Below are 14,765 nucleotides of genomic sequence, written 5' to 3'. Positions count from 1 at the left end.
GAATTTTATCTACATACTGCAGCTTGACTGTGTTCGATCGGGATTTTTAGCGATCGCTACCGTTTCGGGTAATTTTAGCTGAGGAACTAAAGCATAAACTTGGGCGGGCAATATTCCTCCTTCTGTCTGCATTGCAGTCAGTAGAGATGGTGATAACTCAGTTAATGCAACGTCTTTTTCTATGAGTGATACCTTGCCCTTACCTCGAACAGAATTAGTTAGCTTCCATCTAAAAGTAGTAATAACATTCCACTTTGCCTGTTGCGATCGGAGATCGTAGTTTTTGACTCCTACTAAATGAGTGACGAACTTAACCGCTTCACCAGGCTGTAATCTATGGTCTGAAGGAAAGTCTTCAAAAATTAACTCAAACTTCCTAGTAATTCGGGGATGTCGATAGTGATAGTGTTGCTGACAGCGATCGCATTCTTCCAAATCCCAATAAAAAGGAAGTTCGTCGGCTGTTTCATACTGATATCCACCTGGTGGTGGATCGTTGTAGGGCGTAGAAAGCAAAGAACCAGCTTTATTAGCCATTCCATAAGGATCGTGTTCGACATAACTGACCCAGTTAAAGTGATCGTATCCCAACCTCGATGCCAGTTTATTTAGTTCGATTGGTTTTCCCTGGCTATCTTTGGGTGCAAATTTGGCAATGATAATTGAATTAATTGTATTAAAGGTGAGAGCGGATTTTAGAGATAGAGGTTTTTTAAATTTACGCTGACAAGTAGATTCCGATCCATTAGATCTAACTGGTAAACCCAGCAAACTCAGCACGATAAAACTACTAATAGTTAGTTTATTTAAAACTAGCATCCTATATTAATTATTCTTATAAATATGAATATAGGTATATTACTACGTACTTTTCCCTAAGTTATTACACTACTAGGCAATTCATCAATTCTTTATCAAACTAGCTGAGCTCGCCGCGAAGTATCTCAATTGTGTATCGGAGTATCAGAATCGCTTTGTAGACAATCTTCCCAACTAAGTTTCGATCGATTAACTTAGCAACCTCAAGTTTAAAACTACTTAAGTATTTACTAACAAAATATTCTATTTACTTTAAGTCATCCTAACAAACTAGAAAAAATACTGAATCAAATTTTAGTTTTTTTGGGAACACTTAGTAAGTCAGTTTTCTAGTTTACAGCTAAATACTTGGGTGAAAATATAAAGTGTTTAAATTGTCAGATTTTTGGGGAGTTGAACTCCAAAGCTTTTTTAGGCAAACCATACAAAAAGATCGAAAAAAGCTCCGATATAAAGTTGCTAATTTTCGCTTGTTAATTATTACTCAATTCTTTCCGCCAGACTATGCCGCTACGGGACAGCTTATTCAAGAATTATCAACTCAATTAAGTCAAGAAAATATCCAAGTAAATGTATTTACAGGTCAGCCGGGATATGCTTTCAAACAAGAACTGGCACCAGCGTCGGAAGAAGATGGATTGCTAAAAATCAAGCGATCGCGGTCGGCGCGATTTTGGTCGCAGCGAGTCCGTGGTAAAACTATTAATGGTATTGTTTTTTGTATCCGGGCTCTATTACATTTACTACGAGCGGCTCGAAAAAATGATATCGTGTTGTTAACAACAGCACCACCATTTTTGTCACTAGTCGGTTACCTGAATAATTTGTTATTTAAACTCGATTATGTTTGTTTGGTGTACGATCTTTATCCCGATGTGGCAATCGAATTAGACGTGATTTCACCCCAACATCCTATAGCTAAGCTATGGCATAAATTTAATAGTTTAGTCTGGCAAAGAAGTAAAAAAATTGTCGTTCTTAGTGAAACTATGAAAGAACGAATTATAAATAAGCATCCAGAAATTGCTGACAAAATTTCGGTAATTCATAATTGGGCAAATGCTGATTGGATTAAACCTTTAGCTAAGCAAAAAAACTGGTTTGCACGACAATACGAGATCGATCGGCAATTTACAGTTTTATATTCTGGTAATTTAGGACGATGTCACGACTTAGAAACAATTTTGGGTGCGATTAAAATACTTAGAGAGAGACCGATCCAATTTGTATTTATTGGTGCAGGAGCCAAACATGAAATGTGCCGTCAAACGGCAAAAGAGCTTAACTTATTAAATTGCAGGTTTTTGCCGTATCAAGACCGTGAAAACTTGCCTTTTTCTTTAACTGCTTGTGACTTGGCTTTAGTTAGTATCGCTCCTGGTTTAGAAGGAGTAGTTGCACCAAGCAAACTATATGGAATTATGGCAGCAGGAAGAGCGATCGCGGCAATTTGCGAACCTCATTCTTACTTAAGAGAGTTAATAACTAATGCTAATTGTGGTGCTTGCTTTAATAATAATCATAGCGAGAGTTTGGCTGAATTTATTTTAACTTTAGCCAAAAATCCGACTAAAGCACTCGAATTAGGGAATGCGGGACGCGAATATATGGAATTATATTTTACCCCTAAAATTATTGCCAGACAGTATAGTGAAGTTCTCGCACCTAAGGCTAAGTCTGCTCTTGCTATCGAATAAAAAACGAGCGATCTGAATCTGCCAGAGTAGCTTGCGATCGCAGTTTAATATTGGTACTTTATTGCCATATTCATTAGGTTCTGTTGACGTAAAGAGGCAAAGATGAGAAAGTACCTGAAGTTGCTGATTTTAGTCAAAAAATTCTTCATGAAATCTCGTGTTAAGTTGGACGATTCTGCTTGGCAGCAAATTTTCGTTGTTCTGAGCCACCAACAAGACATCCGTATCAAAGACCCCAAAGCTTGTCGTCGTTTTCTGAATGCGGTTCTCTGGATTACTCGCACAGGTGCTCAATGGCGTGAATTACCCAAACGTTTTGGCAACTGGAACAGCCTCTACAAACGATATCGGCGTTGGTGTCAGAAGGGAGTTTGGCATCGTCTCTTGCAAGAAATGTCCCACTCTGCTGACTTAGAAAGTTTAATTCCCGATAGCACCATGATTCGTGCTCATCCCTGTGCAGCAGGAGCAAAAGGGGGTCAGAAAAACACTCTTTAGGAGGTTCTTGTGGCGGATTTAGTACCAAGTTACATGCTGTGGTAGATGCGTTGGGCAATCCGCTGCGGTTGCTTCTGACTCCAGGGCAAACCGCCGATATCAGTCAAGGAGAGGCATTGGTGGCTGGTTATCGAGCTCAACAGGTAATTGCCGATAAAGGCTATGATTGTGATGCTTTTGTGGTCTTGATTGAGGAAACTGGTGCTCAAGGCGTGATTCCGCCTCGTTCTGGTCGCCTCAACCCTAGAGATTACGATTCACATCTGTACAAGGAGCGACATCTAGTTGAGTGCTTTTTTAACAAACTTAAATACTATCGTCGCGTTTTCAGCCGTTTTGACAAAACTGACGAATGTTATTTGGGATTTGCCGAATTTGCTTCGGCTTTAATTTGGTTGCGTTAATTGTGTCAACAGAACCTAAATAAATCGCGCGATCGCTATTTTAAATTTTATATGGCTCTTTCAGATCGTCTTATTACCTTGGGCAAATATCTTGCTGGAGAATTTGATAATCAACACCAGGCACTAGAACAGCCTGCATGGTTCGTGCATCTTCGTCTCTGGATGCGTCCAGTTCCAATTTTTACCAAAGACAGCATTACTCTATTCGCCGAACAAGCAAACATCGTCAAATTAGATCGACCCTATCGTTCTCGGATACTACGTCTCAGGGAAAGAGAAACTATAGAGGTAGAGTACTATATGTTTGAGAACATGACGGCGTTTAGCGGTGCGAGTCTAGATAAAAATCTACTGCAGCAAATAACTTCCGAACAAATTTATTTTTTGCCCGACTGTAGTTTAAAAGTTGCAGTCAATTGCCTTAATAACAATCGGTATCACTTTCAAACCTCACCAATTAAAAATACTCCCTGTAGCTTCAATTATCAGGGAAATACCTACCAAGTTTTTGTCGGGTTTGAAACCACTGGTGACGAGTTGCAAACTTACGATAAGGGAATCGATCCAGCTACGGGAAAAGCTACTTGGGGAGCAATACTCGATTCCTATCGTTTTAAAAAACGCCGAGATTTTGCTGGCGAATTGTATATTTAAGTAAATGGACTAAATTAAAGTTAACTGTGAAGGTTAGAAGACAGGAGACAGGAGACAGGAGTAATAAAGGTTTTGGGCGAGCTACTAACTCTTGTTATTTCGCATTTAATTCTGTCTACCTACTTAATCTACTATTTAGTAATTTATGAAAAGTATATCTTGGTTGTGGGAAATTCCTTTGGCTTTATTGTCTTTTATATTTTATAAAGTCACTAAGTTCGTTGTTGGCAATTTGTTTGTAGTTTATTTGGCGATCGCTAAAGATAAGGCTTCTCAATGGCGAATCTTGTCTCAGGAAACTATCGATACTCCTCTTAGTTTACCAGTCTTAATGACTAAAGGTCCTCGTTGGAATACCCACGCAGTCATCGGAACTTTGGGTCCTTTCCAAGTACAAAATGAGATTGCTATGAATATAGATTCGGCTAACAATTCATCTCGGTCTTGGATTGCAGTAGTTTACAGTTTTCCTGATTATAAAACCATTACCAGTATAGACTCTAGTGAGATATCCCAAGATAATAGTTGGCATTTAATTAAGCTGAAATCTGAAAAATATTCTTTGGGAGTTAGATATTATAATTACTTAGATAAAATTTGCTATCCTGCGGTCAAAATAGACGGCAAACAATTGACCGAAACTTATACTGTTTCTAGTAAGGTTAATGACTATTATCACAATTTAATTCAGTATAAAAATTGGTTTTATATTAGCTTGCATTATTATATATACGTCATTCTTAAATATAGGAAATGGTTGCCAGAAGCTTTTGTTAGAAAAGAATATTTGCCTGTAGGTGCACCGGATACTTATTTTCATTATAATTATCTGGCAAAGCAGCAAGCTCTAAAGCTAGATTTTACGCCGATAATTATTAATAATTTTGACCTCTACTTTACTTTATACGATCGCTCTAGTCTACCTCTAACTTGGTGCAAAATTACCGAAGAGCAATATCTCTTACCGCCTCAAGCAGTCGATGGTTTTTATTTATTGAGAATTCGACCCAAACCGGAGAATTCCCAGACAATAGCTGTGTCGGAGTGCTTCGACTCTCAATCGATCGAAGAAAACGATTCAATCCAACATTGGCAAATAAGCAGCTGATACCATTTATCGAAAGTAGAAGCGAAAAATTCTAATCCCTGACTTAACCGATCGCAAGCCGATCTATACCCTAGTTTCTATCATTTACTCGAGACTTTGATTATTTTTGAAAATTGGCATGAGCAAAAAATCAAGAAACTAATATTTTTCTAAATTTGTTTTAATTTTAGTTAAAAATTAATAAATTGTATTTGTAAGCAACAGCATTTCCTAAAATTTATAAGCATGGATATTGATAGATATTTAGGTTTGACAAGGTTAAATTTTAGTTAGAGTTGAGGTAAAATTATGGCGCGATCGCCAATTAATAATAGCAAAAAAGCATTTAAGATTTTGGTTGCAGTTGCCTGGATTGATGGGGAAATTCAGCCTCAAGAGCGAGAATATTTGCTCAAAATAGCTCAAGAGCAGGGTCTAGCAGGAGAAGCTGAAATACAGGAATTACTGACGAGTAACAAACCGATACCACCTACTCGATGCCATCAGCTACTAAGAGAATATTTGGGTTCTTCTCCTTCAGTAGACAACTATCAAGATTTACTCTCTGCTATTAGCACCATAGTTTACAGCGATGGAGATATTGCTACAGAGGAAGCAGAACTTCTAACTCAAATGCAAAACTTAGACCCTAGTAGTTTGACTTCAAAATCCGTACTCGATAAAATTCAAGCTAGAATTCAAAAACTCTATCGACGGGGTTTAAAATCTGTTTGAACGAGTTTTTTAGGCGATCGCCACATTGCCATTGGCTGATGAAGACAAAACCGATAAGATATTGCCATTTAGTCAGCAAGTAGACAAAGATGGATCCCCAACTTATTTTTAATGGTCTTGCCCTTGGTAGCGTACTGGCTCTGGCAGCAGTCGGTTTAACTCTTACCTACGGTATTTTAAATCTTTCTAATTTCGCTCATGGAGACTTTATGACTCTGGGAGCTTACTTAACTTGGTTGGCAAATACTAACGGCATTAATATTTGGTTGGCAATGTTGTTCGGAGCAATAGGAACGATAATTGCCATGCTGATCTCTGAATATTTACTGTGGAAGCCGATGCGCGATTGCCGCGCTAGCACGACCACCTTAATTATTATTTCTATTGGTTTGGCATTATTTATTCGCAGTGCCATTTTACTAATTTGGGGCAGCAGCAACCAGTCTTATGCCTTACCAGTGGTGCGAGCGTTAGAATTTGCCGGTATTAGAGTTGCCTACTATCGTTTGGTAGTTATCGGACTAGTTTTGTTAGTTATTATCGGACTGCATTTTTTATTGCAAAATAGCAAGATCGGTAAAGCGATGCGGGCAGTTGCCGATAACATCGATCTTGCCAGAGTCTCGGGAATTAATGTCGAACGAGTAGTAATTTGGACTTGGGTAATTACAGGAATTTTAACTGCTTTAGCGGGAGGAATGTACGGCTTGATTACGGCAGTGCGACCGAATATGGGCTGGTTTTTAATTTTGCCGATGTTTGCTTCGGTTATTCTAGGTGGCATTGGCAACCCTTACGGCGCAATTTTGGGAGCATTGGTTATTGGACTGGCACAGGAGTTGAGTGTTCCCTTTCTGGGTTCACAATACAAGCTAGGAGTAGCTCTATTTATCATGGTGCTTATTTTGTTAGTGCGTCCCCAGGGTTTATTTAGAGGTACGGCGTAGCGAATAGTTAGTAGTGAGTGGTCAGTAGGAGAACGTAACGACATCAGTCGGGAGTAAGTTTTACCCACCACCCACTACCTATACTCTCTTACCTCTTACCTTCTTACCCTTCCCCAGCGTGATAGGAACTACGAACTAAAGGACCAGAACGAACGCGAGCAAAGCCTAATGAGCGTGCAATTTCTCCTAGGCGCTCGAATTCTGCAGGAGTCCAATATTTTTGTACTGGTAAATGCTCTAGAGAAGGACGCAGATACTGACCGATGGTCAGGCGATCGCAGTTTATTTTTCTTAAGTCCTCCATGGTTTCGATAACTTCGGCTTCGGTTTCTCCCAAGCCCAACATCAAACCAGATTTAGTGGGAATACTGGGATCTATTTCTTTGACAAATCGTAAAACATTTAACGAGCGATCGTATTTAGCACCTCTTCTCACGGGTGCTTGCAGTCGTTTGACGGTTTCCAAATTATGATTGTAGCAAGCAGGTCTAGCCGATACTACCGTAGCCACTCTAGCTCTCTGATTTGGTAATCCTGCTTTGCCACTCCAAAAATCGGGGGTCAGAACTTCGATCTGAGTCTGAGGATTTTGTTGACGAATCGCCTGCATTACTCTGACAAACCACTCTGCCCCGCCGTCGCTGAGATCGTCTCTAGCAACAGAAGTAAGCACTACGTATTTCAAATCCATCATAGTGACAGCATCGGCTACTTTTTGGGGTTCTTCTGGATCTAAAATCATCGGCGCACGACCTTTTTCTACCTGACAAAAAGCGCAGGCACGGGTACAAGTTTGCCCCATGAGCAAAAAAGTAGCTGTTTTATTGGCATAACACTCACCGCGATTGGGACATCTTCCTTCTTCACAAATGGTATAAATATTCTTTTGCTTGATAATTCGTTGTACGGTAGAAATATCACTAGCTTTTCCGATCGAACCCTTTAGCCATGATGGTAAAGAAGTAATTTCCTGGCGCCACTGGTGTTTTATCGACTCAAGCTGTTGAGATTTATTCATAATTTATTTTAGTTTGGCGATCGTCAGCGCGACCGAGTTTATAGATAGTAGATAGTAGTCGGTATACCAAGATAAATATTTTCTGGCTGTTATTTTGACGCTCAGAAGGGGAATCCTATACTTTGTAAACCCAACTGTGACAATCTAGAACAAATTTAGCAAACCTCTAGAGTCAGAATTCAGCCATTAAGGAGATAATCGTGCAGACCCATAAGATTCTGGTTATCGACGACAGTAAAGTCATTAGAATGCGAGTTAAAGATATGTTACCAGAGGGTAACTTTGATGTAGTAGAAGCTAAAGACGGTCTTGAGGGATTTAATCTAATCCGAACCGAAAATCCTAACCTAATCATGCTCGATTTTTTATTGCCCAAAATGAGTGGTTGGGAAGTCTATCAAGAGATTCAAAAGCAGCAGCAATTTAGAGTAATACCTTTAGTGGTAATGTCTGGTCGCAAAGAAGAAGTGACTGATAAAATTAGCGAGCCTTTCGAACATTTTGCTTTCGTGGAAAAGCCTTTCGATCGCCAACAGTTAGTAGAGGCGATTCGAGAAGCGATGACGAAAGCTAAAAAACTATCCCAAAGTAAAACTTCTTTGCCCGGTAGCGTTGCCGACATTGAATCTGACGAGGTTTCAGCCTTGGGTGCTGAGGTTCAATCGTTAAAAGCTAAGGTTGTCAAAATGGAACGAGAAACCGAACAGTTGAAAAAACAGTTCTCTCAGCTAGTTAAATTTATCAAGCAAAAATTAAAATAAATTATCAAACCAATTTTTCTTAGAGTTGGCGATCGCGCCTCCAGCTTTTTCTTTCCCCTGGCAAATTATGCTGCGCTGGGGTCGATCGATCTTTAACATATTTAATTATAATTAATAATCTTCGCTCTAAAAGCTACTGCTAGAGTTATTCATAAGTATATACGGTCTCTAAATTACCAATACATGATGAATTCTCAGGCAGCTTTTATTACTAAAATTCTGCTTTTCTCGGCAATAATCTCAGTATTTATTAAATATAGTGGTCGATTTATCTCTTTATATCCTACGACTAGTATAGCTTTAGTTATTGTTTTCTTGCCGTCTGTAGTTGTGGCATTGACTCTTTATTGGCAATACAACAAGCAGTAGCGAGGTAGTTTGTGGGAGTTGGCTAAAAGTGAATTTTGGAACTTGGATTGGTTTTGTTGTCTTTTTTATTTGTTTGTACGTACTGTGGCAAATCAAACAGCTACTGCTATTGCTATTTACAGCAGTTGTCTTAGCTACCTCGTTAAATATTTTGGTCAAAAAATTCCAAGAGCTAGGAATTAAACGCGGCTATGCGGTTTTATTAGCGGTGTTGTCGGTCCTAGTAGTTGCCCTTGGTTTTTTCTGGATTATCGTTCCGCCTTTTATCGAGCAATTCCAGCAGTTAGCTTTACTAGTTCCCATCGGTATTGAAAAATTAGGTAGCTGGATCGATTCGATCTCGGAACGCCTCGATCCGAGATTAATTGCTTTATTACCCGATACTGAGCAACTATACAGACAGCTACAGCCAATAATTCAGCAGTTTTTAGGCGGTGGCTTGAGTATTTTTTATAATTCTTTGGGCGTTTTATTGAGCATTTTGCTGCTGGTAGCAATAACTTTAATGTTACTTGCCGATCCGACTCCCTATCGCAAAATGATCGTTCGTCTCTTTCCTTCATTTTATCGGCGACGGGTAGATGAAATCATCGATCTTTGTAGTATAGCTTTGCAAGGGTGGCTGGTAGGTATTCTTTTCAATATGCTGGTTATCGGGGTACTCAGCTTTATCGGACTGTTAATTTTAAGAATTCCTCTGGCTTTATCCCAAGCTATGTTGGCTGGAATTTTAACCTTTATCCCCAATGTCGGTCCAACTTTAAGCGTTTTGTCACCGATGGCGATCGCTTTGATTGAGGCTCCTTGGAAATCTCTAGCGGTTTTGATTCTTTATATCGTTATTCAACAGTTAGAGAGTAATATTCTAACTCCCTTAGTAATGGCCCAGCAGGTCTCATTACTACCTGCAGTTACTTTATTGTCTCAGATATTTTTTGCTACTTTCTTTGGTTTTTTAGGTTTATTTTTATCACTTCCACTTACCGTCGTCGGTCAAATTTGGTTTCGAGAAGTGATTATTATCGATATTCTCGACCGCTGGGATTCTCCCGAACACAAACCCAAGACTAATTTTTCTTCTCAAATGGTTGGAGAAGCGTCACCGATTTCCACAGACGACAGAGAGCAACGCCAACCCAGGGAGCAAAGGAGCACGGGAACAGGCGAGACTGGTGAAGTGAGATAATATATTAACTATTTTTATATTAACTATTTTTATTTTACTTAATATCATCATGGTCACCATCGCCGAAATTAATGACAAAATTCGCCGTCGTCAAGCAGTAGCCTGGACGGTAGAAGAACTCAAAGCAAAAGTTAGGGAACGAGGAATATCTCAGGTCTACAAACAAGTGGATGTCATCTGTACCGGCACTTTTGAACCGATGGAGTCTTCGGGAGCGGTAATCAATATCGGTCATACGGATCCGCCAATCAAAATTCGTCAGTGTTGGCTCGATGGAGTTCCAGCTTATGCCGGCTTTGGTGCGGTAGATCTCTATCTAGGAGCGACGGCAACCCCGGATCTCGATCGCGATCTTATAGAGGTCAATTCTTCTAACAGATCGGTTTGTCAACGGGGAGGAGGACACGTGATTGAGGATTTAGTCGCCGGTAAGCCAATTCAACTCAAGGCGCTCGGACAACAAACCGATTGCTATCCCAGAGCTAAATTTGAAAATATTATTACCAAAGAAACTGTAAATCAGTTTTACTTATTTAATCCCCGCAACTTATACCAAAATTTTATTGTCGGCGTCAATGGCGGCGATCGCCCCCTATTTACCTATCTCGGTCCTTTGCAGCCTCGTCTGGGAAATGCGGTCTACTCTTGCCCTGGAGCAATTTCTCCCTTACTCAACGATCCCGATTTAAACCATGTGGGAATTGGCAGCAAAGTTTTTTTGGGGGGAGGTATTGGCTATGTTGCTTGGGAAGGAACGCAGCATTTCCCCCTGCAAAAACGCTTGTCTAATGGCACTCCTATTGGACCTGCTGCTACCGTCGCTTTAATTGGCGATGCCAAACAAATGGCTCCCAGGTGGGTTAGAGGATGCTATTTCAAAAATTACGGTTCCTCATTGATGTTGGGCGTAGGAATACCCATACCGGTCTTATCAAAGGAAACTCTTCGCCTATGTGCGGTAAGCGATCGCGATATCGTCGCTCCCGTAATCGATTTCTCAATTCCCAGGCGGGTTCGTCCCACTTTTGGTCTAGTTACCTACGAAGAGCTAAAACAAGGACGCATTACCATCGAAGGCAGGAAAGTAAGAGTCGCCCCTTTAGCTAGTATTGCTCTTTCTCGACAGATAGCCGAATTGTTAAAACAGTGGGTTGAAACAGGAGAATTTACTCTCACAGAACCGATCTCCCCGCTGCCTAAAAATCGCTCGTTTGTGGCTCAAGACCTCCGCAAATCATCGATTTCTCTAGAGTAATCCTTAATCTAGCTTTTAGGTTTTTTTTGCAGTATGGGACGACTAGTCGCGGCAGTGTTGGGTTTACGAGGTTTAAAAGGTTTGTTGGGAATTTGTTTGCGGTTTTTCTTGTATTTATTGGGTTTCCGTTTCTGAGCAAAACCCAAATCCGTGCCTTCATCAATTACTAGAGTTTCGCCTTCTAAATGGACTTTGATATCCCAAAAACGCTTTAAAGGTTTGTCTCCTAAAACTCCCTTGAGTTTCAATTTGAAAAATTTTGGTTTGTCTCCTTCTTTACGGGGAAACTGCTTGATTTTTACCACAGTTACTTTTTCTTCATTAGAGAAAAAAATTACCTCTCCTCGAATCGAAAAATAACCATCATCAGCATCTTGACTAGTTTGATGGTCCGAATCCGAAGTTTTATCTAAAGTTTCAGGTTCCCATACTCCTACAATCTGGACGTGCAAGCGTTCTTCTTCTGCTTTAGTTCGAGGATAGACTACCCAAACATGATCGGTTTCTAAATCGAGATGATTTTTGAGCAGGCTGATCACGCGACCCAAAACTACAGCTTCAATTTTTGTGCCTTCAGAAGTAACGATGACTCCCTGGGTCATTTGTTCGCCTTGTTGATATTTACCCTTAATCAATCCAATTGCCCGATACTGTCTGGGATGAGAAGGAGGTGGAATTGGCTGCTTTCGTTCCCGATTTTCCGACTCCAAATTAACTTGAGTGGTAGAGTCGAGAGATTCTCGGCTTCGATCTGAAGGAGCAGAAATTTTTTTGGGAGAGTTTTTTTTAGCCAAATTCATAAGGAAACCTTAGAGCAGATTTACTAAGCTGAGTGTAAAAGAGATCTGACATCAGACTCTGATAGAGGTTACAATAGCCCGCAGGCAGATAGCTAGATAAAAATTGAAGCAGAAATAGCTTCCATGTTTAGGATAAACGATAGCAAAGTCGGTCGAGTAAAGATGCAACACAAGTTTAATCTAATCTGCTTATTATATGAATTATATGAATATATTCGATCGTTAAAATTATGCAGGGCAAACAAAAAAGTTGGCTTTATGCGGTTTTGGGTTTGATGTTATTGTCTTTAGTAATTTTTTCGGCGCTACCTATCGTTGGTAGCGTTGTCGAAGGAGAAAAATTTGACTCTACCAGCGAGCGCCAAATTGCTACATTTTCTGAAATAGATTTAGCCAGACTAGAAGCTGAAGCTGCCGGCTATGAAAAAGTTCTACAGCGAGAATCCGATAATGAAACGGCGTTAAGAGGTCTAATAAATATCAGGCTCGAACAAAAAGATCTCAAAAACGCCATCGCACCTCTAGAAAAATTAGCTCGACTACATCCACAACAGAGCGAATATTCCGTTCTTCTAGCTCAAGCCAAACAGCAGATTGGCGATAATGAAGGTGCAGCGGCGGCTTATCGTGAGATTTTAGCTTCCGATCCTGGGGATATTTTGGCATTAAGAGGCATGGCAAATCTATTTCTCAGTCAGAATCTACCAGAAAGAGCGATCGCTTTACTTCAAGATACGATCCAATTGGCATCTAGTGATACCAAAAAGGATTCCATCGACGTTACCTCGGTAGAATTACTTCTAGGAGAACTATATGCTACTCGGGAAAGATACGATGAGGCGCTCTCCATTTACGATAAAATCGCCAATGATAATGACAATGATTTTCGCCCCGTACTAGCTAAAGCTTTGGTATTTAAAAGACAGGGGCAAACTGATGCCGCCAAACCGATGTTAAAAACTGCTTATACTCTCGCACCCGCACGATATAAAGATCGAATCAGTGCAGAAATGAAACGATTAGACCAAACTGCTCCCAAAGAATAATTAGTTGTGGAAACCAAACAACGAGAACCTGTTTCGAGCAGAGTACTATATCACCTCTTAAAATGGTCGATTGTTAGTCCGCTGTTAAATACTTATTTTCGGGGAAAAATTTACGGAGCGGAAAAAATTCCTCGTTCGGGAGGACTAATTGTGGTCAGTAACCACGCCAGTTATTTCGATCCGCCAATTATTGCTAACTGTATGGGTCGTCCCGTCGCTTTTATGGCAAAAGAAGAGTTGTTTAAAGTACCCGTACTCAAACAGTTAATTAAACTTTATGGTGCTTATCCGGTCAATCGAGCTACTAGCGATCGCCGCACGATTCGCATGACGATCGAGGCAATTGAAAATGGTTGGCTTGCAGGAATTTTTTTACAAGGTACGCGCACTAAAGATGCTAGCATCGTCAATCCTAAGCTAGGAGCGGCGTTAATTGCGGCTAAAGCAGGGGTTCCTCTAATTCCCGTAAGTCTGTGGGGAACTGAAAAAATTTTGGACTCTAACTCGCCAATACCTAATCCCGTAGCAGTTACGGTTCGGATCGGCGATGCGATCGCCCCTCCTCAATCCACTCAAAAAGACGAACTACAACTCGTAACTACCCGCTGTGCGACGGTAATTAATTCCCTGCATAGTTTGGGAAGATAAGGCTTGCTAAAATTATCGAGCAGTAATTTTACCTAGATGATTAACTATAAGAAATAAATATTAACTTGAGTTAAATTATCTTTTATTGGCTCTAGAACTCACTGTAACTATGTATCTACTCGATCTGTTGTGGGCAAAAGAGAATTAGGTAGTTCCTCAAAATTGCGATTTATCGCTTGGCAAAAAGCTCTCATTTGAGCCACCGTCATTGTTGGTTCGGCCTGTCCTTTTTCCCAGCGGCGAATAGTCGAAACTGCTACCCCTATTTCCCTAGCTAATTGTTCTTGAGATAGTTTTGCAGCCAATCTAAATTTTTTAAATGGAGAATTTGTCGTTTGAGGTTGAGACTTCTTAGGTCGGGTCATAGTCTAAGATTTTTAATGAGCGCTTAAATAAAATAGTTTTTTAGAGATAAAACGACTAATTGATATAATTTCAACAATTACAAGATTGTCAAAATCTCAATAAGTTTTTATATCAAAAAATATATATATAAATATATATAAAAAAGTAGCTAAAAACGTTACTACGATTTTGTTGTTTGCATATTACTATTAATATCATAGCAATAAAAGAGTAGTATACGCAAAAACACCTAAAAAACCAAAGCAACTTCATTTGAAATATACAATTTAGATAATTATAAAGAGCGCAACAAATTTATGTTTTAAATATTTGAGCTTAATTCTTTTCAAGAGCAAATTATAATTTCAAATTGAATGCTTATTCTTTTCGTATTCACAGATTTAACTAAAAATCAAACAATCGTAGGCGATGCTAATTTTTTCACTGTCTGTTTTTTCAATTTAAAAACCCAAAATAATATAAAAATACTGCAACA

The 14,765-nt window shown here is 39.7% G+C and carries 15 protein-coding genes; 11 read left to right on the top strand and 4 right to left on the bottom strand.

The annotated features are described in order from the left end of the window. Positions 1-9: 9 nt before the first annotated feature. Entirely contained in the window at positions 10-819 is an 810-nt protein-coding gene (locus ACLFKQ_RS06605; RefSeq protein ID WP_448999042.1) for a hypothetical protein, read from the bottom strand. A gap of 470 nt (positions 820-1,289) precedes the next feature. Between ACLFKQ_RS06605 and ACLFKQ_RS06600 the strand changes: the two genes are divergently transcribed. The 6 genes from ACLFKQ_RS06600 to ACLFKQ_RS06575 all read left to right on the top strand — a co-directional run bounded on the left by ACLFKQ_RS06600 (position 1,290) and on the right by ACLFKQ_RS06575 (position 6,841). Continuing rightward, a complete protein-coding gene (locus tag ACLFKQ_RS06600; RefSeq protein ID WP_448999041.1) occupies positions 1,290-2,516 on the top strand; it encodes a glycosyltransferase family 4 protein in 1,227 nt (408 codons plus the stop codon). A 147-nt stretch (positions 2,517-2,663) separates the two neighbouring features. Then, positions 2,664-3,418, top strand: a protein-coding gene (locus tag ACLFKQ_RS06595) for an IS5 family transposase (RefSeq protein ID WP_448998612.1) whose coding sequence is annotated in 2 segments (ribosomal slippage) — positions 2,664-2,984 and positions 2,987-3,418 — 753 coding nt in all. Because the reading frame shifts where the segments join, the coding sequence is not laid out codon by codon here. 51 nt (positions 3,419-3,469) lie between these two features. Further along, on the top strand, positions 3,470-4,072 hold the full coding sequence (locus ACLFKQ_RS06590; RefSeq protein ID WP_448999040.1) for a CpcT/CpeT family chromophore lyase: 603 nt from the start codon (positions 3,470-3,472) through the stop codon (positions 4,070-4,072). A gap of 145 nt (positions 4,073-4,217) precedes the next feature. Beyond that, a complete protein-coding gene (locus tag ACLFKQ_RS06585) occupies positions 4,218-5,180 on the top strand; it encodes a DUF6208 family protein (RefSeq protein WP_448999039.1) in 963 nt (320 codons plus the stop codon). Positions 5,181-5,468: 288 nt separating this feature from the next. Then, the gene (locus ACLFKQ_RS06580) at positions 5,469-5,894 is read left to right on the top strand and encodes a tellurite resistance TerB family protein (RefSeq protein ID WP_448999038.1); all 426 of its coding nucleotides are present in this window, start codon (positions 5,469-5,471) and stop codon (positions 5,892-5,894) included. Positions 5,895-5,983: 89 nt separating this feature from the next. Next, positions 5,984-6,841, top strand: coding sequence for a branched-chain amino acid ABC transporter permease (locus ACLFKQ_RS06575; protein WP_448999037.1), 858 nt, complete (start codon positions 5,984-5,986; stop codon positions 6,839-6,841). A gap of 103 nt (positions 6,842-6,944) precedes the next feature. Here the strand turns inward: ACLFKQ_RS06575 and lipA are convergent, their stop codons facing one another. Continuing rightward, positions 6,945-7,859 carry a lipoyl synthase gene (gene lipA, locus ACLFKQ_RS06570; RefSeq protein ID WP_448999036.1) on the bottom strand — a complete coding sequence of 305 codons (915 nt, stop codon included), beginning with the start codon at positions 7,857-7,859 and terminating at the stop codon, positions 6,945-6,947. Positions 7,860-8,059: 200 nt separating this feature from the next. Here lipA and ACLFKQ_RS06565 point away from each other — a divergent pair, with 200 nt between their 5' ends. The 3 genes from ACLFKQ_RS06565 to ACLFKQ_RS06555 all read left to right on the top strand — a co-directional run bounded on the left by ACLFKQ_RS06565 (position 8,060) and on the right by ACLFKQ_RS06555 (position 11,430). Then, positions 8,060-8,620, top strand: coding sequence for a response regulator (locus ACLFKQ_RS06565; protein WP_448999035.1), 561 nt, complete (start codon positions 8,060-8,062; stop codon positions 8,618-8,620). Between the two features lie 397 nt (positions 8,621-9,017). Beyond that, positions 9,018-10,175, top strand: coding sequence for an AI-2E family transporter (locus ACLFKQ_RS06560; protein WP_448999034.1), 1,158 nt, complete (start codon positions 9,018-9,020; stop codon positions 10,173-10,175). A 49-nt stretch (positions 10,176-10,224) separates the two neighbouring features. After that, positions 10,225-11,430: a homocysteine biosynthesis protein gene (locus tag ACLFKQ_RS06555; protein WP_448999033.1), complete on the top strand. Its 1,206-nt coding sequence runs from the start codon at positions 10,225-10,227 to the stop codon at positions 11,428-11,430. 8 nt (positions 11,431-11,438) lie between these two features. On the opposite strand, the gene ACLFKQ_RS06550 is transcribed toward ACLFKQ_RS06555, so the two are convergent. Beyond that, positions 11,439-12,230, bottom strand: coding sequence for a hypothetical protein (locus ACLFKQ_RS06550; protein WP_448999032.1), 792 nt, complete (start codon positions 12,228-12,230; stop codon positions 11,439-11,441). A 230-nt stretch (positions 12,231-12,460) separates the two neighbouring features. Here ACLFKQ_RS06550 and ACLFKQ_RS06545 point away from each other — a divergent pair, with 230 nt between their 5' ends. Beyond that, on the top strand, positions 12,461-13,276 hold the full coding sequence (locus ACLFKQ_RS06545) for a tetratricopeptide repeat protein (protein WP_448999031.1): 816 nt from the start codon (positions 12,461-12,463) through the stop codon (positions 13,274-13,276). Positions 13,277-13,282: 6 nt separating this feature from the next. After that, entirely contained in the window at positions 13,283-13,924 is a 642-nt protein-coding gene (locus tag ACLFKQ_RS06540) for a lysophospholipid acyltransferase family protein (protein WP_448999030.1), read from the top strand. A 107-nt stretch (positions 13,925-14,031) separates the two neighbouring features. Here the strand turns inward: ACLFKQ_RS06540 and ACLFKQ_RS06535 are convergent, their stop codons facing one another. Beyond that, complete coding sequence (locus ACLFKQ_RS06535) at positions 14,032-14,289, bottom strand: helix-turn-helix domain-containing protein (RefSeq protein WP_448999029.1); 258 nt, start codon at positions 14,287-14,289, stop codon at positions 14,032-14,034. Between the last annotated feature and the right edge of the window lie 476 nt (positions 14,290-14,765).

The organism is Myxosarcina sp. GI1(2024) (assembly GCF_053543375.1).
This window is presented reverse-complemented; position numbering and strand designations above follow the sequence as displayed.